We start from the raw sequence: 26,528 nt of genomic DNA, 5'->3' as shown, positions 1-26,528 counted from the left end.
GCTTTTTTTATTGCGATTTTTAAAATACTTAGTCATTTCTATGTCTCCTTAATAAATAATTACTTTCGATCTTGGTCTAAATTATTTACCACTCACCTTTTCTCAATTGCTGTTTAGCATCTTGTCTATCTCTACGATGTTGAGCACGAGGTTTCTCTGTTTCATGCATTCCACCTTTGTGAAGTAAAGGGGAAAGAGCCACTTGATTACGGACTTTGATTTTTGGCATTTCTTTAATTTTCATGTTTTAACCTTTAATACATAAAACTTGTTTAAGTGTGTGAACAACTTCAATGAGGTCAGCCTGATTTGCCATGACTTCATCAATATCTTTATAAGCACTTGGGATTTCATCAACAACACCACTGTCTTTACGGCATTCAATACCTTGGGTTTGTTCAATAAGATCTTGCTGGTTAAAAAGATTTTTTGCCTTGCTTCGACTCATCTTGCGACCTGCTCCATGAGAACAAGAACAAAATGACTCAGGGTTTGCTTTACCTCTGACGATATAAGAGCGTGCTCCCATTGAACCTGGAATAATACCTAATTCATCTAAGCCTGCTCGAATTGCACCTTTTCGGGTGATCAATAAACTTTCACCGAAATGTGTTTCACGGCTTACATAGTTATGGTGACAATTAATTGCTTCTTTTGTCATTTGAAAAGAGGGTAGAAGAGGGCGAATTGCTTCTAATATTAATCGCATCATTTCTTTGCGATTTTCAAAAGCATATTCTTGAGCCCACTCTACAGCTTCTACATAATCATCAAAACTGGTTGATCCTTCGGCAAAATAGCTTAAGTCTTTATCAGGTACGTGGCCAAAGCGATGCTGAGCTTCTTTCTTGGCTAACTCAATAAAATAAGTACCAATGACATTACCCAGCCCTCTGCTACCTGAATGTAGCATCACCCATACGTCTTGATTTTCATCAATACATAATTCTATAAAGTGATTGCCGCCGCCTAAAGTACCAAGTTGCTTTTGCCATGTTGCATCAAACTGTCGAAGCATTCGAACAAGTCCAGGATGCTTTTTGATAATGGGTTCTAAGCGTTTTTCAAGTGGAATAATGCTAGAAGCTTTTGCTTTAACTTGTTTATGCAAAGCAAAGCCAACTGGTACTTTACGTTCGATCGCATCACGCAAACGACTTAAGTTATCAGGTAATTGTGAAGCCTTTAAACTCAAGCGAATTGCATTCATTCCACAGCCAATGTCAACTCCTACAGCAGCTGGAATAATGGCATGTTTGGTTGGAATAACACTGCCTACAGTCGCGCCTTTTCCTACGTGAACATCTGGCATAACAGCAATATGTGAGTATATAAATTGCAGTTGAGCCATTTTCTTGAGTTGTTCGATACTTTCACTATCTATATCTTGAGTGAAAATTTTAACGGGAACACCGTAAAGTGCTTCCTCATTTAATATTTTTTGTATGCCCATAATTTTTCTCTTATTTTTGTCCGAGCAGGCATAAAAAAACCTAGCGAATGCTAGGTCTTAAATTTGAGCATTCGGACAAGTGAAGTGAATTTGTACACTTGTCCGTGAGCTGACATCGTGCCAAATTATTTAATCTGTTTTACCTTGTAGTGTTGGCATGATGTCCTCCTTATTTAAAAGCGCTGTTGAAAATCTGAACGGCATTTTACGCTTTTTTAATCAAAGATCAAGCTTTTGATCTTTGATTTACTTTTAATTACCGATTCTTAGTCTTGCTCTGGCTTCACATTCATTTGATCATAAGCGATCAGTTTAGTTTTATTTTTCCACTTATAGCCTAACCAAATAATTAAGAATAATGGCAAACTAATATAAGTTGAAAGTAGGCCTAACCAGTCAATTTTTCCACCTAAAATGGCTTGATAGTTCTGCCCTAAGATGATGATTGAACAGAGAATAAAGGCAAACCAAGGAGCAAATGGGAAAAATTTGGCACGGTAAGCTAAATCTTCTAATTTATACCCTTGAGCAATATAGCCTTTACGGAAACGATAGTGTGAAATCGCAATGCCCAGCCAGACAATAAAACCACACATCCCTGACATATTCAGTAGCCAGTTAAAGACTTGTTTTTCACCAATAAACGTTGTCAAGAAACAAAAAGCGGCGATAAATGTGGTGGCATATAGTGCATTCATCGGAACGCCACGACCATCAAGTTTTGCAAACCACTTTGGTGCACGACCTTCCTGAGCCATTTTAAATAACATACGAGTTGATGAATACATGCCTGAGTTACCTGCAGACAAAATAGCAGTAAGAATGACAGCATTCATTAAACCAGCTGCAAAAGCAAAGCCAACTCTCTCATAGAGCAATGTAAATGGAGAAAGTGCAACATTTTCAGTGGTAGCAGCTTGCAATAAATTTGGGTCATCATAGGCAATTAGCGTGCCGATAATGAATATACATAAGATATAAAATAATAAGATTCGCCAGAAAATCTGCTTGATTGCAAGTGGAATCGTTTTCTTTGGATCTTTAGATTCACCAGCAGCAACCCCTACCATTTCAGTCCCTTGGAAAGAGAATCCGGCAATCATTGCTACACCGATCATGGCCTGTAAACCACCAACAAAAGGTGCTTCTTTATAGGTCCAGTTTCCAAAAGCTGCGACACCTGGAGTCAGCATAATCTTAATGATCATGGCTAAGCCAATGATAATAAACGCTACAATCGCAATCACTTTTACCATTGAGAACCAGAATTCGCTTTCGCCGAATCCTTTTACTGTCATGGCATTGATTGCAAAAATTACGATAAGGAACAGGGCACTCCAATAGAACCCTGGAATATCAGGGAACCAGAACTTCATAATAAACTGAACTGCTACAAGTTCGAATGCAACTGTGATTGCCCAGTTATACCAATAGTTCCAACCTAAAGCGAAGCCAAAGCCTTCTTCGACATAACGACTACCATATGTAAAAAAAGCCCCAGAAGTTGGATTATGGGTTGCAAGTTCACCTAAACTGGTCATTAAGAAGTAAATCATAATACCAATAAGCGAATAGGCGAGTAGCGCTCCACCTGGGCCAGCATTTGCAATGGTCGATCCAGAAGCAAGGAAGAGGCCTGTACCAATGGAACCACCAATGGCGATCATATTCAGATGACGAGCCCCAAGCTTACGCTGGAGTTTTTCAGGAGCATGTGTTTCGCTCATGGAGATTCCTTACATAGTTTGTTATGCACAGGCATATAACACCTTAAAGCCTTGAAGATCAGTTTTAATCTGGCACTGACCAAAGTGCTTCTCAATTAAGATCGGATAGTTTAAAAAACGGTTTGCTACAATCCATAGCTCACCTGATGCCTTTAAATGTTTTTTAGCGTTTTGGCAGAGTCCTTCACTTGCATCATAGTTGGTATGAATACCTTGATGGAAAGGAGGGTTACTGACAATGGCATCGAGTTCTGTTGGAGCGTCTGCAATACCTATGACAGGCTGCAATCTCAACTGGTCTGAACCTATTCCATTTCGACTAAAAGTCATTTCCGTTGACCGTAAAGCGAAAGCATCAATATCTAGGGCATGAATAATATTACTTGAATTTATTTTTGCCAAATAGCAACTGATAATTCCAGCACCACACCCGAAGTCGGCAATTCTACCTGATTTCACCTGATTAAGATAAGGGAGTAAAACAGCAGTTCCGACATCTAGATGATTTTGGCTAAAAACACCGGGAAGGGCGCAAATCGTAAGCTCTTGTTCATTAACCTGAACAGTATAGGTTTTAAGCCATTTTTCTAGAGGTTTAATTTGTTCTGTTTTCTCAATCTTTAAGTGCCATAGTTGACAGTGACGTGCACTATCAAGTTTTAGTACTTTGCCAAAGCTTTGTAATTGTTTGGCAGCTCTTTCTACGCCACCTTTTTTTTCACCGACTAAAAAAACCGATTGATTGGTTTTAAGATGGCTCATCACTACATGTAATATGTAATTTAAGAGTTCTTTTGATTTTGGAACAAAAATAATTGCTTGGTCGAATTCTTGGGAGGGAAACTCAACTGAGAAGTGAGCTTTCGTTCCACTATTTATAAATCCTTGATAGTCGGCATGGTTCCATGTCCAGACTGACGCATCAGTTCCAGCTGGTAATTGACTGACTAAGGCATCATTCGGTGCATTAATTAACAAGATACTACCTTTCAAATAGTCTTGCTGTCTTAATACCACTTCACTTCTAGGATCCATGTACATCTCTCATGAAGAAGAATGCCCAGTGGGAGCTGGGCAGTAATCAAAATTAAAAGTTAGTTATTTATGCGTTTCAGGAAGCACAACATTTAAAATTAATGCTGCTATACCACCTGTTGCCACGCCAGAGCTAAAAATATTTTTAAATAATTCTGGAAGATGCTCTAAAATTTGGGGAACTTGAGCAACACCCAAACCTAATGCAAGTGAGATGGCAATAATTAATAATGCTCGGCGATCAAGGTGAATAGATGAAAGAATATTAATGCCTGATGCAGCCACGGCACCGAACATCACCATAACAGCGCCACCTAAAACTGCTTGAGGTACTGCTTGTATAACACCAGCTACCGCAGGAAATAGACCTAATAAAATAAGTAATCCAGCAATCCAGATACCTACATAGCGGCTAGCTACCCCAGTGAGTTGAATTACACCATTATTTTGAGCGAAAACAGAACTTGGGAAAGTATTAAATAATCCAGCGAGTAAAGAGTTTGCACCATTTACTAATACACCACCTTTAATGCGTTTCATCCATTCAGGACCATTAACAGGTTGGTTAGAAAGTTTACTGGTTGCTGTCACATCACCAATGGCTTCTAAAGAGGTCACTAAATAAATGAATGCCATTGGAATGAATAAGCCCCATGAGAAGCTCAAACCAAAGTGCATTGGTGTTGGAATTTGTACGAGGGGCGCATCTTTAATACTAGAGAAATCTAGATGTCCCATAAATCCAGCAAGAATGTAACCAATCACTAGCGCGATTAAAATAGCTGAGCTTTTAATCCAAACCACTCGAATACGATTGAGTACAATAATAATCGCAAGTACGGTACATGACATAATAAGGTTGTCTGCACTTGCAAAAGTATGATCTTGCATGGCTTGGTAGCCACCACCCATACTAATCAAGCCTTCTTTAATAAGCGTTAAGCCAATTAATAAAACAACAATACCAGTCACCAAAGGAGTAATTAGTCTTTTTACCCATGGAAGAATTTGCGAAACACCCATTTCAATAAAGGAGCCAGCAATTACTACACCGAAAATTGCAGCCATAACTTGGTTGACTGATGTTCCTGCAGCCACCATTGCACTACCAATACCAATAATAGGGCCAATAAAGTTAAAACTTGTGCCTTGAACAATAAGAAGACCTGCACCAAACGGACCAACTTTTTTACATTGTAGAAATGTAGCAATACCTGAAATTACCAAAGACATCGATAAAATCATGTTGGTTTCGGTGCGTGAAACGCCTAAAGCTAAGCAAATTAAAAGGCCAGGTGTAACAATTGGTACAATAATCGCAAGCAAATGCTGGAAAGCTGCTAAAAAAGCGATCAAAGGTTTTGGTCGATCATTTAAACCATAAACAAGGTCTAAATGGTCTTGAGAGTGTTGATTGGACATGGGTGTAGGTCTGCCGCAATTTTGCAAATTGGCGCTATTCTAATCGAGATAACTATCTTTACAAAACGAAATACAGGGTATTGGAAATTTTTTTGTCAATGTCAATAAACTGTCACTACTAAAATCTATAATTTTTCTGTATAATTTGCCCTCAAGTTTCAGGCTTATCGAATTCTATGTCAGATATCAAAAATCTCCGCAATATTGCAATTATTGCCCACGTCGACCACGGGAAAACCACACTTGTCGATAAATTACTTCAACAATCAGGTGCTCTTGGTGATCGCGCTGGTGAGATTGAGCGTGTCATGGATTCGGGCGCTATTGAAAGTGAACGTGGTATTACCATTCTTGCAAAGAACACTGCAATTAAATGGACCGATGCTCGTACGAATACAGAATACCGTATTAATATCGTCGACACCCCGGGACACGCCGACTTCGGTGGTGAAGTTGAACGTGTAATGTCGATGGTTGACTGTGTATTGTTATTGGTTGACTCTCAAGAAGGTCCAATGCCACAAACTCGCTTTGTAACTCAAAAAGCGTTTGCTCGTGGTTTAAAACCAATCGTAATTATCAACAAAGTTGACAAGCCAAGCGCGCGTCCAGACTGGGTGATTGACCAAGTATTTGACTTGTTCGACAACCTTGGCGGTTCTGACGAACAGCTAGACTTCCCAGTTGTTTATGCATCTGGCTTACGTGGTGTTGCTGGTCCTTCTCCAGAAGAATTGGCTGACGACATGACGCCATTATTCCAAACAATCGTTGACATTGTTGAACCACCAGCAGTTGATGCTGATGGTCCATTCCAAATGCAGATCTCTTCACTTGACTATAACAGCTTCGTAGGTGTTATCGGTGTTGGTCGTATTCAACGTGGTTCAATTGGTTTAAATACACCTGTAACTGTCATTGATAAAGATGGTAAGACACGTAACGGCCGTATCTTAAAAATTATGGGTTACCACGGTCTAGAGCGTGTTGATGTTGATTCTGCTCAAGCAGGCGATATCGTATGTATTACAGGTATTGATGAACTTCATATTTCTGACACGATTTGTGATCCGAAAAATGTTGAAGCTTTACCACCATTATCTGTAGATGAACCTACAGTAACAATGACTTTCCAAGTAAACAACTCGCCGTTTGCAGGAAAAGAAGGTAAATTCGTTACTTCACGTAACATCCGTGAGCGTTTAGACCGCGAATTAATTCACAACGTAGCATTACGTGTAGAAGACACTGACAGTCCAGACCGTTTTAAAGTATCTGGTCGTGGTGAACTTCACCTTTCAGTTTTAATTGAAAACATGCGTCGCGAAGGTTTCGAAATGGGCGTATCTCGTCCACAAGTAATCTTGAAAGAAGTTGACGGTGAAAAACAAGAACCTTACGAAAACGTTACATTTGACGTTGAAGAACAGCACCAAGGTTCTGTAATGGAACAAATGGGTAACCGTAAAGGTGAAATGACAAATATGGAAGTTGACGGTAAAGGCCGTATCCGTATTGAAGCAACTGTACCTTCACGTGGCTTAATTGGTTTCCGTTCAGAGTTCTTGACTATGACTTCTGGTACAGGAATCATGACTTCAAGCTTCTCTCACTACGGTCCGATGAAACAAGGTACTGTTGCGAAGCGTCAAAACGGTGTGTTGATTTCTATGGTTCAAGGTACTTGCCTTGGCTATGCATTGTTCAGCTTGCAAGACCGTGGTCGTCTATTCGCTAAACCACAGTTAGAAGTTTACGAAGGTATGATCGTAGGGATTAACTCACGTTCAGACGATATGGTGGTGAACCCAACTAAAGCTAAACAGTTAACTAACGTACGTGCTTCTGGTACAGATGATGCTTTAACTTTAGTACCTGCAATTGAATATACGCTTGAACAAGCGCTTGAGTTCATTGAAGATGATGAATTAGTTGAAGTAACACCTAAGTCAATCCGTATCCGTAAGCGCTGGTTGACTGAAAACGAACGTAAGCGTAACAAATAAGTTATTCTTATCTTCGGATGATAAAAACCGCTGATTTAGATCAGCGGTTTTTTTAATCGTTCTATTTAGAATTAAACTAAGCTTAAAATCATATTTTTCTTGTAAGCGAATATGTTGTTAAAGTGTGAGATAGTTTTCTTTTTTTTGATAAAAATATTAAATTATCAATATCATGGCGAGTACTATCTAAATCGATAAGATGCCATTGAAAAAGAAAAATATGACGTGTTTCGGCCCCCGACATCTGGAGATGTTTAGATGAGTATTATTCAAGAATTTAAAGAATTTGCCATTAAAGGCAATATGATGGATTTAGCCATTGGTGTGATTATTGGTGGTGCTTTTGGCAAAATCGTGGACTCTTTAGTAAAAGATATTATCATGCCAATTATCAGTGTGATTACTGGTGGTGGTGTTGATTTTTCGCAGAAATTTATTGTGCTAGGAGCCAACCCGACCAATCTGCAATCTTTAGATGCTTTGCAAAAAGCAGGTATCAATGTTTTAACTTATGGTAATTTCCTCACCATTTTAATTAACTTCCTAATTTTGGCTTGGGTCGTTTTCTTAATGGTGAAATTATTAAATAGACTTCGCCGTGATAAGAATGAGCCAGAAGCTCCAGCTGCAACTCCTGAAGATATTCAGTTATTGCGTGAAATTCGCGATGAGTTGAAAAAGCAAGCTTAACAATATTCTGAATTAAGAAACGGTACCGAGAGTGCCGTTTTTTATTACTTAGTATTTTATACTGGACTAAAGATATTGATAAAATAGACAGGCTACCGATAGGCTCAACTACCTAGATTGTAAAAAGGATATAAATAAATGAATCAGCTTTTTGTGTATGGAACCTTATGCCCAAATAAAGCAAATGCTCATATTTTAGAGCAGATTGGTGGAAGCTGGGAAAAAGCTAGTGTACGCGGTGTGATTCATATTTTAGATTGGGGACCAGATAAAGGCTTAAAAGCGCTTGAGTTAGATTCGCAAGCGGATTGGGTAGAGGGTTATTTGTTTAGTACGGAAAAACTTGCTGAAAACTGGCAAATGCTTGATGACTTTGAGGGTTTTCAATACCAGCGTGTTATCGCGGATGTGAAATTAGAATCGGGTGAATGCGTTAAAGCCTGGACATATCAACTGAATGCACAGGCTCAAACTTCTGAAGAAAATACTTAAATTAATCGAATTAACGCAAGCTGCCCATTCGGAATTTAACTTCTAAAAGATGATAGCCAAATTGGCTTTTGATTGGGCCTTGTAACACACGTTCAGCAGCTGTAAAAACAACTTTGTCGATCACTGGCACAAGTTGTCCTTTTTTGACTTCGCCTAGTTCTCCACCGCGTTTTGCCGAATTACAGGTAGAGTATTGCTTGGCAATTTTTGCGAAGTCGGCACCATTTTGTAACTTCTTTTTTAGCTGCTCAGCTAAGTCTTTATCTTTGACTAAAATATGTCGGACAATTGCTGTTTGCATGTTGTCTTTCTCCAAAAAATTAAGGCTTTCTCAACTTTTTAAGTGGTTGGCACTGTGGGCAAAATACGCTGGCACGCTGACCAAGTTTTAAGTTTTCTAATGTGGTTTCACAGTTAACGCACATTTCTCCAGCACGACCATAAGCAAGTAATGTTTGCTGGAAATAACCATTTTCACCCATGGCATTGCTGTAGTCGCGTAAAGTCGAACCACCTAAATCAATTGCTGACTTTAGAATTCGTTTAATTTCGACAACCAATTTCTCAATCTGTTGCATGCTTAAATCACCAGCAGGTTGTGCTGGGTGAATGCCAACATTAAATAAGCTTTCAGTTGCATAGATATTGCCTACACCAACCACTACATGATTATCCATAAGTGCAATTTTTATGCCGACAGATTTATTCTTGAGCTTAGAAGCTAAATATTCTGCATGAAAGTCAGTACTTAGAGGTTCAGGTCCCAAAGTATCTATGAGTTTGCCTTGAGTTTCAGGGTTAAGCCAAAGGATGCAACCGAAACGACGTGGGTCATGGTAGCGTAATTGCTGATCTTCAAATTGAATAATCAGATGATCATGCTTTCTTAGTTCATCATTTGGCTCGGTCAGACGAAAACTTCCTGACATGCCTAAATGCCAGAGCATTTGATCTTGTTCAAACTCTGCCAAAATATATTTTGAACGTCGATTTAACCCAATGAGGCGTTGCCCAACGAGTTTTTGAACATCATCGGGGATAGGCCAACGTAAGCTCGGATTACGTACTTCAACACTTAGAACTTTTTGATTCAATAGAGGAAATAAACTGGTTTTGGTTGTTTCGACTTCGGGTAACTCAGGCATGCCAACTCGCAGAATTAACAGATATACTGGATTAATCAAGTATAACGTGTGGTATGTAATATTTCAGAGATTACTATGTCAGATATTTTACCATTAAGCTGGTTTCAACGTGAAACCTCAGAAGTAGCTTATGACTTAATTGGCTGCGTATTATGTAAGCGACAACCTGATGGTCAAGTCATCCGTTGCACAATTAGTGAAACAGAAGCTTATTTGGGTGTTCGTGATAAAGCTTGCCACAGCTACAATGACAAGCGCACAGCACGAACAGAGGTAATGTATCGCTCTGGCGGTACGATTTATGTCTACTTAATTTATGGCATGTATGAAATGCTCAATCTGATTACTCAGACAGAAGGTATTCCTGAAGGGGTAATGATTCGTTCTGCATTTTTAAGTGGTGCTTCAACAAAAAAAGAATATAAGCTTCTAGCTGGACCCGGCAAATTGACACGTTATTTAGGTATTGATCGATCTTTAAAAGGCCAGACTTTAGGTGAAGAAACGGGACTGTGGATTGAAGCAGCTTCAATACAGCCAGAAGTGGTATTGACGCCACGGATTGGAATTGATTATGCCGAAGAAGCAAAAGATTGGCCTGAACGATATTGCTGGAAAGACCATCCATCTTTGAGTCGATAATTCTAATCTGGAAATCAATTTTTAGATATCGATGAAGAGTGTTCTAGGTTTACAACAATACAGACCGAATTCTATATCCAGACAAGACACCGCTTTTTGTTATGATAACTACAATATAAATAAAGGAAATAAGCATGTCCTTATTACGCTTAGACCGACTTCATTACTGTATTTTGATGAGTATGGGCTGCATTTCTAGCCCACTTGTTTGGGCAGAAGACTTAACCCAAGACATGACTGTATTGCCAACGTTACATGTGGAAGCAACGCGTACTGATACCACCTATTTGCAGACGCCGGCTTCGGTTTTTCGAATAGATGCACCTCAAGTCGATACTTCTTCACAAGTAAATTTAACCGAAGTTGTAAAGGGTATACCGAGTTTACAGCTTCGCAATCGTGAAAATTATGCACAAGATTTACAGTTATCTATGCGTGGTTTTGGTGCACGTTCAACTTTTGGTGTTCGAGGCATTCGCCTGTATGTGGACGGTATTCCTGCTACGATGCCAGATGGACAGGGTCAAACGTCTAATATCGATTTAAGTAGTTTGGATCATGTTGAAGTTCTAACGGGACCTTTTTCATCGCTATATGGAAACTCATCTGGCGGGACAATTTTAACAACGACTAAAGAAGGGCAAGGGAAGGACTCAATTGAGTTGAGCTATTCGGGAGGCAGCCACGATAAAAGCAGAGCAGGACTCGTGCTACAAGGCGGGGCAAAGGGCGCGAATGAACCAAGTTATGTTATTAGTTCATCATATTTCGATACGGATGGTTACCGAGAACATAGCGGTGCAGAAAAAGTATTAAATAATGCAAAGCTCAGTTGGGACCTTGATGATGGTAGCAAAATCAACTGGATAACCAATTATGTGAAAATCCATGCAGACGACCCACAGGGTTTATCATATGCACAGTGGAAAACTAATCCTAAACAAGTTAACGATGCGGATAATACTTATAAAGTTCGCAAAGACATTGAGCAAACTCAAACGGGTGTGACGTGGTCTAAACCGATTAATGATAAAAATGAACTCTATGCCATGGCATACTTAGGTAATCGCCAAGTCACTCAATATCAATCTATTCCTAAATCAACACAAGAGTCTAATGATAATCAGGCTGGGGGAGTCATTGATTTTGAGCGTGATTATTATGGTGCTGATTTCCGCTGGACGGGCAAAGAGTTACTTCCAAATACTACTTTAAGTGTCGGTGTTGCACTTGATGCAATGGATGAAGATCGTAAAGGTTTTGAAAATTTTAATTCAGATGGTATTTATGGTGTAAAAGGTAAGTTACGCCGTGATGAAGACAATACTTTGTGGAATATCGACCCATATTTACAAGCGTCATGGCAGTTCTTACCAACGTGGCGTTTAGATACGGGTGTACGCTATAGCAATGTCCATTACAAATCTAAAGATAACTATTTAAGTAATGGCGACGATAGTGGTAAGACTGATTACGATAAAGTTTTACCTTCTGCTGCTTTAAGCTGGCAAATTTTACCTGAACTGATGGGCTATGTGAGTTATGCCAAAGGATTTGAAACACCGACATTTACTGAAATGGCTTATCAGGCTGATAACTCAAAGTCAGGTTTTAACTTTGATTTAAAACCATCTACAAGTGATACCTATGAAATAGGCTTAAAATCACAAAGCCGTTTAGGTGATTTTACTTTAGCTGTGTTCCAGACTAAAACCAAAGATGACATCGTTTCGGCAGGGAACTCAAATGGCCGATCAACATTCCGTAATGCAGATAAAACCTTACGTGAAGGTGTAGAGCTCGCATGGAATAAAAAGTTGTGGCGAGACTTAACAGCGACTGCTAGCTATACATATTTAGACGCGACTTTTGATGCAAACGTTCCTGAAAAGCTTGATCGAGACGACAAAGTTCTCGCTTCAGCAATTCCTTCAGGCAATGCCATTCCTGGAATTGCTAAAAACCAAGCTTATGCCTCTTTAGCTTGGCAACCATCGCACGGTCTATATGGCGGGGTAGATGTACAGTATATGGATAAAGTATACGTGAATGATACCAACAGTGACGTAGCTCCAAGCTACAGTGTAACCTCAGCTAATGTTGGTTATGCATGGGTGGTGAATGATTGGAAAATAATTAGTTTTGCTCGTGTAGATAATCTTTTTGATAAAAACTATGCAGGTTCAGTCATCGTAAATGACAGCACACAAATTAGAGTAAACGGTCAGATGATACCTGCTAAACGCTACTTTGAACCAGCGGATGGACGTAACTGGAGTGCAGGTTTACGTGTAATTAAGCAATTCTAGGAATTAAAAATGGCAAAATTATTTGAAACGGTTAACTTTGGTTCACTACAACTGGTCAATAGAATTGTAATTGCTCCGATGTGCCAATATTCGGCAACAGATGATGGTGAAATTACCTATTGGCATGAACAGCAATGGGCAAATTATGCATTATCTGGTGCAGGACTTTGCATTGTAGAGGCGACTGCCGTACAACCTGAAGGTCGGATTAGCTATGCTGACCTTGGGCTCTGGAATGATCAGCAACGTGACCAAATCAAAGCGTTGTTAGCTAAGGTTCATACACTTTCACCAATGCCATTTGGAATTCAGTTAGCACATGCAGGGCGTAAAGCATCTACTGAAAAGCCATGGTTAGGTAAAGGTCAGATTGCAAAAGGTCAGCCTCATGGTTGGCAAACGGTTGCACCAAGTGAAAGTACTTTTTCTGTTCATGATGCAGCGCCCCATGCTTTGACCATTGCTGAGATTAAACAAGTTCAACAAGACTTTGCAGTAGCTGCAAAACGTGCTGTAGAAGCTGGGTTTGAGTTGATTGAAGTTCATGCTGCACATGGTTATTTACTACATCAATTCTTATCGCCAATTGCCAATCAGCGTACTGATGAATATGGTGGTTCTTTAGAAAACCGTATGCGTATGACCCTTGAGGTCCTTCAGGCAATTAAACTCGCTGTACCAGAAGGTTATCCTGTTGGTGTTAGACTGTCTGCAACCGATTGGTTAGAGAGTATCGAGCACTGGGATGTTGAATCTACAGTGGGTTTATCAAAAGCTTTAGAGCAATTGGGCGCAGCCTATGTGCATGTGTCTAGTGGTGGTTTGCACGAGCATCAATCTATTACGATTGGGGCAGGTTACCAAGTTCCATTTGCTGAACAAGTCAAAAAGCATGTGTCTATTCCAGTCATTGCTGTAGGGTTAATTACTGAGCCAGAACATGCCGAACAAATTTTGGAAAACCAGCAAGCTGATGCTATTGGTCTTGCTCGTGCAATGTTGTATGACCCAAGATGGCCTTGGCATGCAGCAGCGGCTTTAGGGGCAGAAGTTAAAATTGCGCCTCAATATTTACGTTGCCAACCTCATGGATTAAAGCAGCTTTTTAACTCTTTTTAATTGTATTGGGCAAAGTCATCTTTGCCCATTTTCTTTCGCTAAGTGAGGATGGTCAGTGGTTTTTCAGGTTATTTTACCTATCTTGATATTGCTATTGATGGGCTATATTTGTGTCCTCATCAAATTGGTAACACCTGAACAGATCAGGGCTCTTAGCGCATTCGTAATTAAAATCTCCTTACCCGCATTTTTAATTCACTCATTGGCGAATAAAAATTTACAAGATATTTGGCACCCCGCTTATTTTATTGCTTATGGCGGAGGGTCCTTAATTTTATTTTTCTTGGCTTTTGTTCTCTATCGAAAATATTTTAAAAATAGCTTAACCCACAGCGCCGTCATCTCGATGGGCGCATCTATGTCTAATACTGGATTTATGGGAACAGCTATTTTAACCATGTTGATAGGTAATCACGCAGCGATCTATATTTCTTTAACACTTATTATTGAAAATTTATTGATTGTGGCGCTCATGCTGATTTTGGCCGAAGCTGGTTTACATCAACAACAAAATCTTTTACCGCTTTTAAAACAGACTTTTTTAAATTTACTCAAGAATCCTGTAATTATCGCTATTTTGGTTGGGATGGGATGCATTCTTTTCGATGTTAATCTTCCTACAACGCTTGATCAGTCTTTAGAGTTACTTGGGCGTACAGCTTCGCCCTTAGCTTTGTTTGCCATTGGTGGAAGTCTAGTCGGTATCGGAATCACAACAGTAAATACAGAAAGTGTTTTTTTGGCGATATTGAAAGTTATCCTCATGCCATCCGTGATTTTTTCACTCTTTTTGATCACTCCCAATGTAAGTCGTGAAATGCTTTATGCCGGAACATTAATTGCTGCTCTACCAATGCCGATTGCTTTTGGAATTTTTGGACAAGCCTACGGTCTAAATGAAAAAGCATTAACACCGCTTATGATTAGTACGATTGTTGGTTTTATTGGTGTTAGCGGGCTGATTGCTTTGTGGTGGTAAAAAAAGCCCCATAAGAGGGGCTCATCATTCATTATTTTTTCGGTGCTGGCTGTGTTGGAGCATTGGCAGCCTGTTTGCTCTTTTCTGCAATGATTTTATCAACTGAAGCTAAAGACTCTCTAGCGTTCGGAACATTTTGATTGGCAAGTTCAGTAAAAATCTTTTTTGCTTGTGGTAGATTTTGCGGAATGATATTGCCATTCGCCATCATGGTTGCTAAAGCCATAGAAGCAGGGGCATAGCCTTTTTGTGCAATTGACTGTAAAGCCTCGATACCTTGACGTTTCATTAACGGATTTTTATTTTCAACGCCTTGGCTAATGTCATAGAGTGCTTTGACCTGAATCGCTGGATAGTTGCCTTTTCGAATTAAAGGTGCCAATTTTTGTAGGGCAATTTGATGTGACTGCGGTTTTTTCTGTGCAAATAAAATCGTCGCAATTTTCACAGTTGCATCATCAGAACCTTGAGCCGATGCCTTTTGAATATATTGACTGAATTTGTTGCTATCTTTGGCAACGCCTAATTCGCCAGTCTCATAAGTTTGTGCAAGCGTGTAACTTGCTTGGGCGTAGCCTTTATTTGAAGCATCTTCATAATATTTAAGGGCTTTAGAAGAGTCTTTTGCTGTACCTTGGCCCATTTGAGTCATATAGCCTAAGTTATAGATGGCTTGGGCATTACCTGTTTGGGCAAGGCGTTGCATTTCTTGAAATGCAGCAGAGTAATTTTTTGCTGCGTAGAGTTGTTCAGCTTGTTTGAAAACATCTGTTTTAGCAGCAGTTGCTGTGTTATCAGCTGCATAAATTGATGCACTTGAAAGGGTGATTAGGCTTGCAATTAGTAATTTCTTCATTTCTTTTTAACCTTTTACTTCGTAGCTACATCATTCCATTGATGCATTAAATAGTTTCAATTTCTCATCATAAATATTGATTGCTGAAAGTAAACAGCCGATTTGTATATAAAGCGCTGCACTTTGGGCAAATTGTGGAGAAAAAAGACCCACTCACATTCATATAACGGAGTGGGTAATATTATTATTTTGCTGATTGAAGTAATGCTTCAATTTGCTTGGCGTCACTTGGAACACCAGAGAGTCTTTGGCCATCTTGCAAGAACAGGGTAGGTGTTCCATCAATATTTAATTTTTGACCTAAAGCGATATTTTTCTGAATTGGGCTTGAGCAACTTTTGCTATTAGTCGGTAATTTGCGATTAAGCATATAGTTTGTCCAAGCCTCTGCCGGATTTTTTGAACACCAGATTTGATTTGAAACTTTTTCAGCATTTGGATGCAAACTAGTGAGAGGATAAAGGAACACATATACCGTTACGTTATCAACCCCAACCATATTTTGTTCTAGGCGCTGGCAATATGGGCAATCTGGGTCACTAAAGACATAGATCGTACGTTCACCTTTACCTTTTACATATTTAATGGCCTGATTTAATGGCAAACTTTTAACGTCAATTTTACCCAGTTCGGCAATACGTTCTTCAGTCATATTTTTTTGTTGTTTGATGTCGACTAAGTTACCAACAAAAAAGTACTTGGCATCTTGGTTTGTATAAACAATGCGGCCGCTTGTATACACTTCATAAATGCCTTGAACTGGCGACTGATAAACACCTTTTACAGGCAAATCTGGATAATTCGTTTTAAGATTTTGTTCAAGTGCTTTAACGTCAGCATGAGCAGAACCGAAAATAGCCAGACTCAACATGAGTGTAGCAAGTTTAGTTTTCATCTTTTTTCTCTTTAATTTCAACAGGGCTAATGATTGCATATAAAACTTAAAAATTTGATATTCTAATCTAATGAAATCATTAGTGTTTTGTATCTATAAAAAAGCCCACTAACTTAGCAGTGGGCTGTTTGAACTAATAAAAGTTATTATTGTGGTCTTGCAACATCGCCACTTAAAGCTTCGGGTAAATCAAGAACTTGAAGCCCTAACTCTTGTAGAGCAGCAGGTTTAGCAACAACTAAAGCCAGATAGCCAGCATCATTTGCAATACTATTAACGACTTCGACATCGTTATTTAATTGAGTTGCTGAAGCAGGCGCCTCGCCTGTACCTTGGACCAGATGTAACCAGTGTTTTGGTTTTGCTTTAAACCAAAGACGCGCCACAATTTCCTGACCTAGGTAACAACCTTTATCGTAATTAACGCCTTCACGTTGATGTAAACGTAATTCCTGTGGTTGGAATACATGTTCAGTAGTCTGAGTAATCCACGCTTGACCAGTCATAATAGCTTGTTTTTGCCATTCAGAAATATCAGTTTCTAGTGCTGAAAATTCAGTTTGATGACCTGAAATCGTTGGAAAAGCAGGGCCTTGTTCACTCAAGGTCATTTTCGAAAAAGCACCAAATTTTTTAACATGTTTGGCAAACTCTTCAGCTTGATCTTGAGCAACTACAATTTCAAAACTTTCAGGATTAATCTTCTTTAGCCACAAGCCAAAGTGAATACGACCTTTAAGATCACAAATGGCTGTATAGCGAGTTTGATTTTCAGCTAAACGTTCAGTATCTACAGTAACTTGGCCTTGTAAAAACTTTTGTGCATCTACACCGTTTAAAGCATATGAGGAGAAAGCGAGCAGACTCATGATTAATCTCAAATTCAATATGTTTCTTTATGATTGCTGACTATTTTGCTCCATTTTTACTAAAAAATCAGCCCTAGTTTTCGTAATTTGATTTTGTGCTGCATATCGATTTTTAGTTTAAAAAAAAACCAAAAATATACGTTCGGATAAAGCGGAAGGTTTAACCTAATAAGCATAATTTCGATAATCTAAAAGAAGTTAAAATAAGGAGAATATGATGGCAACAGGAACAGTAAAATTTCATCGCGTATTTAAGGCTCCAGCCGAGCGAGTGTACCGTGCATTTTTAGATCCAGATGCTTTAGTAAAGTGGTTACCACCGCACGGCTTTACTGCAAAGGTCCATAGCTTTGATGCAAATGTTGGGGGCTCATACAAAATGAGTTTTACCAATTTTTCGACAGGTTCAACACACGCTTTTGGTGGAACATATGTTGAATTAGTTCCAAATGAATTAATTCGATATAACGATCAATTCGATGACCCAAATTTGCCCGGCACCATGCAAGTTACCATTACGTTAAAAAGCGTATTGGTAGGTACGGAAGTACATATTACGCAAGAAGGTATACCAGAAGTTATTCCTGAGGAAGCTTGTTATTTGGGATGGCAAGAATCTTTATCTTTACTGACTTTATTAATCGAAGCGGATATCCCTGATCAGTAAACTCTCTAAAATTTTAATGAAATCTTTAAAAGGTGAGTGGAGCTAAATCTGCTCACTTTTCTTTTATAAGACCTATCTAAAATATAAACCTTGCACGGAGAAAGATGATGGATATACACATTAAAAGAATTTATGAAAATGCTGAGCCTAGTGATGGGAAGCGAATTTTGGTTGACCGCCTATGGAGTAGAGGAATTAGTAAGGAAAATGCTCATTTAGATTTATGGCTAAAAGAAGTGGCGCCTTCAACTGAACTTCGCAAGTGGTTCCATGCAGCAACGCCAGATCATTGGGAAGAGTTCAAGCAGCGTTATTTAAAAGAGCTTGAAACCAACTCCGCAGTTGAAGAGTTACAACACATCGCAGTAGAGCATACAGTTACGCTTTTATATTCAGCAAAAGATATTGAAAATAACCATGCAATTATTTTGAAAGAATATTTATTAAGTAAAAACTCAAAATGAATGTATAAATTTTTTTTTGGTAAAAGTCTTTTATTTAAAACTTTAAAAAATGAGTCATATCTCGCATAATATACTTTTTGAGATTTTTTTCATGTCTTTGCCAAACTGCCCAAAATGCCAATCAGAATATACTTACCAAGATGGCGACTTATTGATTTGTCCTGAATGCTCAAATGAGTGGAAAGAAGGGGATGCATCGCTTACTGAAGAACAAGAAATTATTAAAGATGCGAATGGTAATGTCTTGGCAGATGGTGATAGTGTAACTGTCATTAAAGACTTAAAAATTAAAGGTTCATCTTCAGTTGTAAAAGTAGGCACGAAAGTAAAAACGATTCGTTTAGTTCCAGATGCAAGTGATGGCCACAATATCGATTGCAAAATTGATGGTATTGGTCAGATGAAGTTAAAATCTGAATTTGTAAAAAAAGCTTAAATTGTTAATTTTAATTACATTTCAGTAGAGATATGCACTTATATCTCTACTTTTTAAATTTCTATCATCATTATAATTTTATTACGAAAAAGTATAAAAAATAGGCTATTCAAGGAATAATTGTCCATTTATATTGTCATAAATAACAAATAACTTTCGTCCAGAATAATAACGAAAGTCATACCCACACCAACAAAAAAATGAGGTTTTTATGGCAGGATGGTACGAAATTTCACTAGCGAGTGATGGACAATACCGCTTTATTTTAAAGGCAGGAAATGGTGAACCTATTCTAAATAGTGAGCTATATAAGGCTAAAGCTTCTGCGGTAAATGGTATTGAATCAATTCAGAAAAATAGTGGTGATGACGCACGATATGAGCGTTTAACTGCAAAGAATGGGAAACCTTATTTCAATTTAAAAGCTGCAAATCATCAAATTATTGGCACAAGTCAATTCTATGCGAGCGAAGCTTCACGAGATAAAGGAATTGAATCTGTTAAAACCAATGGTTCATCGACAACTATTAAAGATTTAACGGTTCAGGTATAAAAATTGAGTTAAAAAAAGCAGCTTCTAAAAGCTGCTTTTTTATTTAGGTATTTATTAACGCGCTAACTTAGCTAAAAGTTCTTCTTTCGTTAAATTGCTCGCTTCAGCATCGCGGCGGCCTTTATATTCAAAAGTACCCGCATCAAGACCTTTTTCACCAATCACAATACGGTGTGGAATACCCATCAACTCAAGATCAGAGAACTTAACGCCCGGACGTTCGTTACGATCATCAAGTAATACATCAAAACCTTGAGCTTGAAGTTCTGCATAAAGTGCTTCTGCTGCTTCAAGAGTACGTGGTGATTTGTGTGCATTCATTGGAACAATGGCAACTTCAAAAGGTGCAATGGCTTGTGGCCACATAATTCCTTTGTCATCGTAGTTTTGTTCAATTGCTGCTGCAACAACACGTGTTACACCAATACCGTAGCATCCCATGGTTACTGTAAATGGTTTGCCATCTTCACCTAGAACTTTACAGCCTAAAGCTTCAGAGTATTTAGTACCAAGTTGGAAAATATGACCTACTTCAATACCGCGTTTAATTTGTAGTGTACCTTTGCCATCTGGAGATGGGTCGCCTTCAACTACATTACGTAAGTCAAAAACTTCGCTAATTTGCGCATCACGTTCCCAGTTTACGCCAACAGCATGTTTATCAGTTTCATTTGCACCAGCAACGAAGTCAGAAAGCACAGATGCAGCACGGTCAACAATTACAGTTAAGCCTTTTTCGACTAAACCTTGTGGACCTGTAAAGCCAGCAGTTAAACCAAATGCTTGAAGTTGTTCTTCAGTTGCGAATGTAAGAGGAGCTGCAACTAAAGGATGCTTCTCAGCTTTAATCTCATTCAGTTCGTGGTCACCACGTACAAATAGAGCAACGACAGGAACATTACCTTTTTCGTCAGCAACACCTTGAACCAATAAAGCTTTAACAGATTGCTTAGGGTCAGCATTTAAGAACTGACATACATCATCAATCGTTTTCTGGTTTGGTGTTTCAACCAATTTGAATTCTTGTGTCGGAGCTACACGTTCACCCACTAAAACAGCCTCAGCCATTTCAACGTTTGCTGCATAATCAGATTCGGTTGAAAATGCGATGTCATCTTCACCACTAGCAGCCAATACATGGAATTCGTGTGAAGCTGAACCACCAATAGAACCTGTGTCGGCTTGTACTGGACGGAAGTCTAAGCCTAAGCGAGTGAAAATACGGCTATAAGTGTCGTACATCACGTCATAAGTTTCTTGTAATGACTCTTGAGTTGCATGGAAAGAATAAGCATCTTTCATGATGAACTCACGTGAACGCATTACACCAAAACGTGGACGAATTTCATCACGGAATTTGGTTTGAATTTGATAGAAATTTACAGGAAGCTGCTTATAACTTTTGAGTTCGTTACGCGCCATGTCTGTAATAACTTCTTCATGCGTTGGCCCAAGTACAAATGGGTTCATATGACGATCTTTAAAACGTAATAATTCAGGACCATATTGTTCATATCGACCCGATTCTTCCCAAAGACTCGCGGGTTGAGTCACGGGCATGAATACTTCCATAGCGCCTGAACGGTTCATTTCTTCACGAACAATCGCATCTACTTTTTTAAGCACACGTGTTCCCATCGGCAGCCATGTATATAAACCAGATGCCAATTTACGAATCATCCCCGCACGTAACATGAGCTGGTGTGAAATCACTTCAGCATCATTTGGGGTTTCTCTCAACGTTGCAAATAAAAAGCGGCTTGCGCGCATGGAAAAAGTCCTAAAAGTTAAGCGTTATATAAAACGCAGATTATACGATAATCGCTGCATTATGACATGAATCGTCGAGTTTGACGCAGCATAAAGTTTTTCAAGTCATCTAGATAAGTGAAAATGACGGGTACAACCACAAGAGTCAATAGGGTAGAGGTAATTACTCCCCCAATCACAGCGTGAGCCATTGGTGCGCTTTGCTCACCGCCTTCGCCAAGACCCAAAGCTAGAGGAACCATCCCCATCACCATGGCACTTGTCGTCATTAAAATTGGACGTAAACGGGTTTTCCCCGCTTGTAAAATAGCATCATAGCGGCTCGTCCCCTGATCCATTGCTTTCTTAATAAAGTCGATAAGCAAAATCGCATTTTTGGTAACGAGCCCCATCAACATGATAATACCGATAATCGAAAATAGGTTTAGGGTACTTTTGAACAAGAATAGGGCAAGAAAAACACCAATGAGTGACAATGGTAAAGAGGTCATAATTGCAGCAGGATGAATAAAGCTATTAAACTGAGAACCTAAAACAATATAGATAAACACAATTGAAAGGGTAATGGCTGTTAATGCATATCCAGCAGATTCAGCCATGTCGGCATTTGCCCCTTGAGTATCAAATGTATATCCAGCAGGTAGTTTAAATGCCTTTTGCATTTTATCTATGTCTTGGCCAATGTCGCCACTAGGTCGTCCTGAAGTATTTGCTTCAATCAGTACTTCACGCTCAAGATCACGTCGGTTAATTTGTGAAGCACCGAGTTTTTCTTCGGTTGTTGCAACTGCGCTAAGTGGAACTAATATATTTTGCCCAGTCGCATTGGTCTTATTGGAATTGAGATATAGATTCTGCACATCTTGTGGAAGCATACGTTTATTTTCATTTAAACGTACATTCACATCATAATTTTCGCCATCGCGATCTTCCCAAGTTGTGACATTATCACCCGCAATTAATGGGCGAATAGCGTTGGCAATCTGAGAAACAGATAAGCCTAAGTCACTTGCCAGTACACGATTAATATGGACACCTAGAGTCGGCTTTGGTTCTTTCAATGAGCTTTCTAAATCAACTACACCTTTAATTTTTTCCATTTCAGCAATAAAACGATCTGAAATTTTCTGTAGCTCATTTAGGTCAGTTCCTTTAATAGAGATCATGATTGGCTTTTGTCCGCCAGAGACAGAATCTTGCGCTGCTGCAACAGAAGTCACTCGAATACCCGCTACACTTTGCAAACGATCACGGAACTCATTGTTGAGTGTATTCAAATCTGAGCTACGTTCTTGTTTTGGCTTTAAGGTCACGCCTAAACCTGCATGGTTTTTACCAGAGTCTACTTCACTGTTGACCACGCCATAAGTAGAAACCACATCGGGGAACTGTCTAATAATTTGATCGACTTGATGTAATTTCGCTTGGGTATATTCCAAAGAAGCATCTACAGGAGTTTCAAACTGAATACGAACTTCACCTTTATCTGGGGTAGGTACAAACTCAGTTCCAATTAGTTTAGACAGTCCTAGTGCAGCAAATAATGAAACAATTGCAATAATGACTGTGATGAAACGGAAACGTAAAGCCAGCTTTAAGAGCTTTTCATAAACATGAGTAAGTCGATCTAACACATTAGAAATATGGTTAAAAAAGCGTTGTAGCCAATTATCTTTTTTCTTAACCGGATCTTTCCAGTGAGCAGAGAGCATTGGATCGAGCGTAAAACTAATAAACATTGAAATTAAAACGGCTGTACTCACCGTTACGCCAAACTGATAAAAGAAACGTCCAATCAACCCACCCATGAAGGCGACAGGTAAAAATACGGCTACAATGGTAAGCGTGGTTGCGAGTACAGCTAAACCAATTTCTTTTGTGCCTTCTAGGGCAGCAGTCACATGATCTTTGCCAAGTTCAGTATGTCTTACAATGTTTTCCCGAACCACAATCGCATCATCAATTAAGAGGCCAATACTGAGCGATAGGGCTAATAACGTCATCATATTAATGCTGAAACCAAAAGCCCAAATGAACGTTAAGGTTCCTAGCAAAGTAATCGGTAAGGTTAAGCCTGTAATAACGGTAGAGCGGAAAGAGCCTAAAAATAATAGAACAATTAAAACTGCTAAGGCAGCACCTTCAATAATGGTACGGGTCACATCTTTAATTGAAGCACGAATTCCTTTAGAACTATCGGCCACAACTTTGTAGTTTAAACCCGCAGGCATTTGTATTTTTAATTTCTCTAAAGTTTGGTAGGTCTTATCAACAACCTGAATTACATTGGCATCGGAACTCTTTAAAATATCGACAGAGACCGCTGTTCTTCCATTATAAAATGCGCTTGATTGTAGTTCGGCTTGAGTATCTTCAATCGTTGCAACTTGCTTTAGAAAAATTGGTGAACCATTTTTATTGGCAATCACCAAATCACCAAAAGCAAGTGGATGAATAACCTTTGATTGAATCTGTACAACCAGTTCAGAATTCTTTTGTTGTAAGGTTCCTGCGGGAACTTCAATATTTTCATTTTTTAGCGTATTAATGACCTGATCAATCCCAATTCCGTAACTTTGCAATTGCTCAGGAAGAATTTTTATTCGTATTTGCCGTTTGGCATCCCCCAATAAATTCACATTACCGACACCAGACACGGTTTTAAGCTGCGGCACAATACGTTTATCTACATATGAACTTAGTTGAGCCAGACTCATGCTATTTGATTCAAATACAACTGACATGATCGGGCTAGAAGAGGGATCGTAACGTTGTACAATCGGTGTATCAATTTCATCACGAAATTGGGCTGTGACCGGAGCAATTTTGTCACGAACATCTTGTGCTGCAAGGGCCGATGAAGTGTCGAGATTAAACTCAGCCACAATCATTGAAAAGCCTTCACTTGAGCGTGAAGTGATTTGTTTAATCCCTGAAATTGTATTGATCTGATCTTCGAGTTTTTTTGTAATATCTGATTCGACAGCTTCAGGTGAAGCACCAGCATATTGCGTAGTCACTACTACGAATGGGAAATCGACGTTCGGAAACTCTTCCACCGTCATACGTTTCCAAGAAGCTAACCCGAGTACCATTAAGCTGAGCATCATCATAATAGTAAAAACGGGGTATTTCACACTGATTCGAGTAAACCACATATGCTATTTGCTACCTTATTTATTTTTTTCGGTTGTAACCGTCACTTTTTTATTAATGTCGGAATCTTCAAATTGAATACGGCTCACTAGATCTGTGCGTTGTAGGCCATCAACTAAAGCAATATTGTCGTTATAGCGCTGTTCAATCACACGAATTTTAACTTTTTGAATGGTGTGATTACGTACCACCCATACAAAAGGATCATGTTGCATATTTTGAATGCTGTCTAAAGGAATCGTTTGGCCTTGCTGAGTGTCATTGCGGAGAATATTTCCATTAATGAAAGCGCCAATGCTTAACGAATCAATTTTTTCTTTAGGAGCGGCAAAAAATTCGATTTGTCGGCTATCTTGATCTGCAACAGGTGAAATACGTGTAAGAGTCGCATTCAACTGTTTTGAATTTCCCTGAATCTGATATTGAATGCTGCTACCGACTTTAAGAGCAGACTGCTGTTCAATTGGTAACTTGGCTTGTATTTCAAGTTGGTCTGGATTTACGATTTCAAATAATGTTTGACCAACTGATACAGTCTGACCAGGTTCGACTTGTCGTTTAGTAATGACGCCTGAAATTGGGCTGGTAATAATACCGTCTTGATCAGCCTTACGAGCAATATCAACATTCGCTTGTTGAGCCTTTACACTTTCAAGTTGCCCTTTATAGTCAACCTGACTCTGTTCAAACTCGACACGAGCAATAAACCCCTGATTAAAAAGTCGTTGCTTTCGGTTCATTAAATTGCGTGCAAGTTCAGCTTGCGACTGAGCTGATGCGAGGTTAGCGCGCGCTTGTGCTAATCGTGCAACATTGTCCTGATTATTCAATCTTACTAAAACTTGGCCTTTTTGCACCTGTTGACCAACATTTGTAGTTACAGTCGCCGCCGTGGCACTCACTTGAGCCTGAATTGAACTTTGCTGAACCGCACGGATGGTTCCTGTAAATGCAGTTTGAGAGTCAAGTGCTCCTTCTTTAACTGCAATCAGGTCTTGAGGAATGAGTTCAATTTTTGCTGGGGCTGATGCCGTTGTTTTATTGGTTTCTTGCTGATTACATGCAGCTAAAATCAAACATAAACTAATAATACTCAGTTTAAAAATAGTGGAAGGGGTGAGATGCATCTTGTGCATACAGCATCATCCTATAATTCAAATTTTATTTTGCCCCTATTCTTGATAAACCTTTACAGTTATTCAAGCTTTTTTAAACGTTCGATAATGTTTTCATACTCGCTATTGGTACGTTTATAATTCTTGGAAAGTGTTTCAAGTGTCTGTTTGACTCTGTAAATATTATTTAGATTGTTTTCAATCAAAGTCTTATGTCGCTGAGGAATGACTTCTCTCTTTCTGAAATATTCCATTTCTTGACGCTTAAATAAAATTTTGTCTTGTTGTAACTGGTCGAGTTGTTCCTCTTGATAGTTAATTTGCTTCTTTATAGCAAGTAATGCTTGATCTCTTTTAAGCATGGCTGTCTTACTATTGCTATAAGCATTTTTTAATTTGATATCTAGTTCTCTATGCCGTGCCGATAATGCTCGTTGTCCTGATTGATTTAAATCAGCCTCGGCACTATAAGAGTGGTTTCTTTTAATCACCTGCATATTTTGATCTAGAACTTCATAACCATAACGAATGTGAGCAGGAGTGACAGATGTACTGATATTGGCCGTACCGTGTTGATCATAATAACGATACCAGACCACTTTAGAATTATCCGCTAGAGCCAAGGTTGTTGAAAAACAGAGTGAACCGAAGGAAATAATGCCTATAGATACAGACAAGCAGTTCCTATAAAAGGCATATTTCATCCGATTATTCATTGAATATCCCCA

At 39.0% G+C, this 26,528-nt stretch carries 25 protein-coding genes; 11 read left to right on the top strand and 14 right to left on the bottom strand.

The annotated features are described in order from the left end of the window. Window positions 1-85: 85 nt before the first annotated feature. From ACS604_RS13385 to ACS604_RS13365, 5 genes are all read right to left on the bottom strand, one after another. Window positions 86-244 (bottom strand): hypothetical protein, encoded by a 159-nt coding sequence (locus ACS604_RS13385; RefSeq protein WP_474771947.1) that lies wholly within the window; start codon window positions 242-244, stop codon window positions 86-88. 3 nt (window positions 245-247) lie between these two features. Continuing rightward, the gene (locus ACS604_RS13380) at window positions 248-1,453 is read right to left on the bottom strand and encodes an RtcB family protein (protein ID WP_474771946.1); all 1,206 of its coding nucleotides are present in this window, start codon (window positions 1,451-1,453) and stop codon (window positions 248-250) included. Window positions 1,454-1,719: 266 nt separating this feature from the next. Then, window positions 1,720-3,180 carry an amino acid permease gene (locus tag ACS604_RS13375; RefSeq protein WP_004789223.1) on the bottom strand — a complete coding sequence of 487 codons (1,461 nt, stop codon included), beginning with the start codon at window positions 3,178-3,180 and terminating at the stop codon, window positions 1,720-1,722. Between the two features lie 21 nt (window positions 3,181-3,201). Beyond that, complete coding sequence (locus ACS604_RS13370) at window positions 3,202-4,215, bottom strand: methyltransferase (protein ID WP_013196891.1); 1,014 nt, start codon at window positions 4,213-4,215, stop codon at window positions 3,202-3,204. A gap of 63 nt (window positions 4,216-4,278) precedes the next feature. Further along, a complete protein-coding gene (locus tag ACS604_RS13365; RefSeq protein ID WP_474771945.1) occupies window positions 4,279-5,637 on the bottom strand; it encodes a uracil-xanthine permease family protein in 1,359 nt (452 codons plus the stop codon). A 176-nt stretch (window positions 5,638-5,813) separates the two neighbouring features. On the opposite strand from ACS604_RS13365, the gene typA reads away from it, so the two are divergent. The 3 genes from typA (at window position 5,814) to ACS604_RS13350 (ending at window position 8,825) form a co-directional block, all read left to right on the top strand. Continuing rightward, the gene (gene typA, locus ACS604_RS13360) at window positions 5,814-7,643 is read left to right on the top strand and encodes a translational GTPase TypA (protein WP_004789229.1); all 1,830 of its coding nucleotides are present in this window, start codon (window positions 5,814-5,816) and stop codon (window positions 7,641-7,643) included. A 258-nt stretch (window positions 7,644-7,901) separates the two neighbouring features. Beyond that, window positions 7,902-8,333 carry a large conductance mechanosensitive channel protein MscL gene (gene mscL / locus ACS604_RS13355; RefSeq protein ID WP_004789231.1) on the top strand — a complete coding sequence of 144 codons (432 nt, stop codon included), beginning with the start codon at window positions 7,902-7,904 and terminating at the stop codon, window positions 8,331-8,333. A gap of 138 nt (window positions 8,334-8,471) precedes the next feature. Then, complete coding sequence (locus ACS604_RS13350) at window positions 8,472-8,825, top strand: gamma-glutamylcyclotransferase (protein WP_312823466.1); 354 nt, start codon at window positions 8,472-8,474, stop codon at window positions 8,823-8,825. A gap of 10 nt (window positions 8,826-8,835) precedes the next feature. On the opposite strand, the gene ACS604_RS13345 is transcribed toward ACS604_RS13350, so the two are convergent. Beyond that, complete coding sequence (locus tag ACS604_RS13345; protein ID WP_005309756.1) at window positions 8,836-9,126, bottom strand: peptidylprolyl isomerase; 291 nt, start codon at window positions 9,124-9,126, stop codon at window positions 8,836-8,838. Between the two features lie 19 nt (window positions 9,127-9,145). Then, entirely contained in the window at window positions 9,146-9,970 is an 825-nt protein-coding gene (gene mutM, locus ACS604_RS13340; protein WP_032056688.1) for a bifunctional DNA-formamidopyrimidine glycosylase/DNA-(apurinic or apyrimidinic site) lyase, read from the bottom strand. 75 nt (window positions 9,971-10,045) lie between these two features. Between mutM and ACS604_RS13335 the strand changes: the two genes are divergently transcribed. From ACS604_RS13335 to ACS604_RS13320, 4 genes are all read left to right on the top strand, one after another. After that, window positions 10,046-10,612 carry a DNA-3-methyladenine glycosylase gene (locus ACS604_RS13335; RefSeq protein WP_474771944.1) on the top strand — a complete coding sequence of 189 codons (567 nt, stop codon included), beginning with the start codon at window positions 10,046-10,048 and terminating at the stop codon, window positions 10,610-10,612. 134 nt (window positions 10,613-10,746) lie between these two features. Beyond that, window positions 10,747-12,921 carry a TonB-dependent receptor family protein gene (locus tag ACS604_RS13330; RefSeq protein ID WP_474771943.1) on the top strand — a complete coding sequence of 725 codons (2,175 nt, stop codon included), beginning with the start codon at window positions 10,747-10,749 and terminating at the stop codon, window positions 12,919-12,921. A gap of 9 nt (window positions 12,922-12,930) precedes the next feature. Continuing rightward, window positions 12,931-14,040: an NADH:flavin oxidoreductase/NADH oxidase gene (locus tag ACS604_RS13325; protein ID WP_474771942.1), complete on the top strand. Its 1,110-nt coding sequence runs from the start codon at window positions 12,931-12,933 to the stop codon at window positions 14,038-14,040. Window positions 14,041-14,095: 55 nt separating this feature from the next. Then, the gene (locus ACS604_RS13320) at window positions 14,096-15,019 is read left to right on the top strand and encodes an AEC family transporter (RefSeq protein WP_312823457.1); all 924 of its coding nucleotides are present in this window, start codon (window positions 14,096-14,098) and stop codon (window positions 15,017-15,019) included. A 31-nt stretch (window positions 15,020-15,050) separates the two neighbouring features. Here ACS604_RS13320 and ACS604_RS13315 read toward each other — a convergent pair whose 3' ends face one another. From ACS604_RS13315 to ygfZ, 3 genes are all read right to left on the bottom strand, one after another. Then, on the bottom strand, window positions 15,051-15,875 hold the full coding sequence (locus tag ACS604_RS13315; RefSeq protein ID WP_312823455.1) for a tetratricopeptide repeat protein: 825 nt from the start codon (window positions 15,873-15,875) through the stop codon (window positions 15,051-15,053). A 184-nt stretch (window positions 15,876-16,059) separates the two neighbouring features. Then, on the bottom strand, window positions 16,060-16,770 hold the full coding sequence (locus tag ACS604_RS13310; RefSeq protein WP_005309781.1) for a DsbC family protein: 711 nt from the start codon (window positions 16,768-16,770) through the stop codon (window positions 16,060-16,062). A 146-nt stretch (window positions 16,771-16,916) separates the two neighbouring features. Continuing rightward, window positions 16,917-17,639 (bottom strand): CAF17-like 4Fe-4S cluster assembly/insertion protein YgfZ, encoded by a 723-nt coding sequence (gene ygfZ / locus ACS604_RS13305; RefSeq protein WP_312823450.1) that lies wholly within the window; start codon window positions 17,637-17,639, stop codon window positions 16,917-16,919. 214 nt (window positions 17,640-17,853) lie between these two features. Between ygfZ and ACS604_RS13300 the strand changes: the two genes are divergently transcribed. From ACS604_RS13300 to ACS604_RS13285, 4 genes are all read left to right on the top strand, one after another. Then, window positions 17,854-18,306, top strand: a complete 453-nt coding sequence (locus ACS604_RS13300; RefSeq protein WP_312823448.1) for an SRPBCC family protein — start codon at window positions 17,854-17,856, stop codon at window positions 18,304-18,306. Between the two features lie 107 nt (window positions 18,307-18,413). Further along, window positions 18,414-18,770, top strand: coding sequence for a DUF488 domain-containing protein (locus tag ACS604_RS13295; protein ID WP_353155972.1), 357 nt, complete (start codon window positions 18,414-18,416; stop codon window positions 18,768-18,770). Window positions 18,771-18,861: 91 nt separating this feature from the next. Beyond that, window positions 18,862-19,206 carry a zinc ribbon domain-containing protein YjdM gene (locus ACS604_RS13290; RefSeq protein ID WP_016137144.1) on the top strand — a complete coding sequence of 115 codons (345 nt, stop codon included), beginning with the start codon at window positions 18,862-18,864 and terminating at the stop codon, window positions 19,204-19,206. Between the two features lie 211 nt (window positions 19,207-19,417). After that, the gene (locus tag ACS604_RS13285) at window positions 19,418-19,759 is read left to right on the top strand and encodes a YegP family protein (RefSeq protein ID WP_132071626.1); all 342 of its coding nucleotides are present in this window, start codon (window positions 19,418-19,420) and stop codon (window positions 19,757-19,759) included. A gap of 54 nt (window positions 19,760-19,813) precedes the next feature. On the opposite strand, the gene ACS604_RS13280 is transcribed toward ACS604_RS13285, so the two are convergent. From ACS604_RS13280 to ACS604_RS13265, 4 genes are all read right to left on the bottom strand, one after another. Beyond that, the gene (locus ACS604_RS13280) at window positions 19,814-21,529 is read right to left on the bottom strand and encodes a proline--tRNA ligase (protein ID WP_474771941.1); all 1,716 of its coding nucleotides are present in this window, start codon (window positions 21,527-21,529) and stop codon (window positions 19,814-19,816) included. Between the two features lie 59 nt (window positions 21,530-21,588). Then, a complete protein-coding gene (locus tag ACS604_RS13275; RefSeq protein ID WP_474771940.1) occupies window positions 21,589-24,687 on the bottom strand; it encodes an efflux RND transporter permease subunit in 3,099 nt (1,032 codons plus the stop codon). A 15-nt stretch (window positions 24,688-24,702) separates the two neighbouring features. Further along, window positions 24,703-25,812, bottom strand: coding sequence for an efflux RND transporter periplasmic adaptor subunit (locus ACS604_RS13270; protein ID WP_474771994.1), 1,110 nt, complete (start codon window positions 25,810-25,812; stop codon window positions 24,703-24,705). A 68-nt stretch (window positions 25,813-25,880) separates the two neighbouring features. Then, window positions 25,881-26,516, bottom strand: a complete 636-nt coding sequence (locus tag ACS604_RS13265; RefSeq protein ID WP_174740889.1) for a hypothetical protein — start codon at window positions 26,514-26,516, stop codon at window positions 25,881-25,883. Window positions 26,517-26,528: the final 12 nt, after the last annotated feature.

The sequence above is a fragment of the Acinetobacter sp. Li1LvA2 genome, from assembly GCF_056156705.1.
The sequence above is the reverse complement of the archived record's forward strand: the minus strand, read 5'-3'. Positions and strand labels throughout refer to the sequence as shown.

Coding starts and splice junctions, on each gene's coding strand:
- ACS604_RS13385 (WP_474771947.1), bottom strand. CDS start 244: ATGAAAATTAAAGAAATGCCAAAAATCAAAGTCCGTAATCAAGTGGCT.
- ACS604_RS13380 (WP_474771946.1), bottom strand. CDS start 1,453: ATGGGCATACAAAAAATATTAAATGAGGAAGCACTTTACGGTGTTCCC.
- ACS604_RS13375 (WP_004789223.1), bottom strand. CDS start 3,180: ATGAGCGAAACACATGCTCCTGAAAAACTCCAGCGTAAGCTTGGGGCT.
- ACS604_RS13370 (WP_013196891.1), bottom strand. CDS start 4,215: ATGGATCCTAGAAGTGAAGTGGTATTAAGACAGCAAGACTATTTGAAA.
- ACS604_RS13365 (WP_474771945.1), bottom strand. CDS start 5,637: ATGTCCAATCAACACTCTCAAGACCATTTAGACCTTGTTTATGGTTTA.
- typA (WP_004789229.1), top strand. CDS start 5,814: ATGTCAGATATCAAAAATCTCCGCAATATTGCAATTATTGCCCACGTC.
- mscL (WP_004789231.1), top strand. CDS start 7,902: ATGAGTATTATTCAAGAATTTAAAGAATTTGCCATTAAAGGCAATATG.
- ACS604_RS13350 (WP_312823466.1), top strand. CDS start 8,472: ATGAATCAGCTTTTTGTGTATGGAACCTTATGCCCAAATAAAGCAAAT.
- ACS604_RS13345 (WP_005309756.1), bottom strand. CDS start 9,126: ATGCAAACAGCAATTGTCCGACATATTTTAGTCAAAGATAAAGACTTA.
- mutM (WP_032056688.1), bottom strand. CDS start 9,970: ATGCCTGAGTTACCCGAAGTCGAAACAACCAAAACCAGTTTATTTCCT.
- ACS604_RS13335 (WP_474771944.1), top strand. CDS start 10,046: ATGTCAGATATTTTACCATTAAGCTGGTTTCAACGTGAAACCTCAGAA.
- ACS604_RS13330 (WP_474771943.1), top strand. CDS start 10,747: ATGTCCTTATTACGCTTAGACCGACTTCATTACTGTATTTTGATGAGT.
- ACS604_RS13325 (WP_474771942.1), top strand. CDS start 12,931: ATGGCAAAATTATTTGAAACGGTTAACTTTGGTTCACTACAACTGGTC.
- ACS604_RS13315 (WP_312823455.1), bottom strand. CDS start 15,875: ATGAAGAAATTACTAATTGCAAGCCTAATCACCCTTTCAAGTGCATCA.
- ACS604_RS13310 (WP_005309781.1), bottom strand. CDS start 16,770: ATGAAAACTAAACTTGCTACACTCATGTTGAGTCTGGCTATTTTCGGT.
- ygfZ (WP_312823450.1), bottom strand. CDS start 17,639: ATGAGTCTGCTCGCTTTCTCCTCATATGCTTTAAACGGTGTAGATGCA.
- ACS604_RS13300 (WP_312823448.1), top strand. CDS start 17,854: ATGATGGCAACAGGAACAGTAAAATTTCATCGCGTATTTAAGGCTCCA.
- ACS604_RS13295 (WP_353155972.1), top strand. CDS start 18,414: ATGGATATACACATTAAAAGAATTTATGAAAATGCTGAGCCTAGTGAT.
- ACS604_RS13290 (WP_016137144.1), top strand. CDS start 18,862: ATGTCTTTGCCAAACTGCCCAAAATGCCAATCAGAATATACTTACCAA.
- ACS604_RS13285 (WP_132071626.1), top strand. CDS start 19,418: ATGGCAGGATGGTACGAAATTTCACTAGCGAGTGATGGACAATACCGC.
- ACS604_RS13280 (WP_474771941.1), bottom strand. CDS start 21,529: ATGCGCGCAAGCCGCTTTTTATTTGCAACGTTGAGAGAAACCCCAAAT.
- ACS604_RS13275 (WP_474771940.1), bottom strand. CDS start 24,687: ATGTGGTTTACTCGAATCAGTGTGAAATACCCCGTTTTTACTATTATG.
- ACS604_RS13270 (WP_474771994.1), bottom strand. CDS start 25,812: ATGCATCTCACCCCTTCCACTATTTTTAAACTGAGTATTATTAGTTTA.
- ACS604_RS13265 (WP_174740889.1), bottom strand. CDS start 26,516: ATGAATAATCGGATGAAATATGCCTTTTATAGGAACTGCTTGTCTGTA.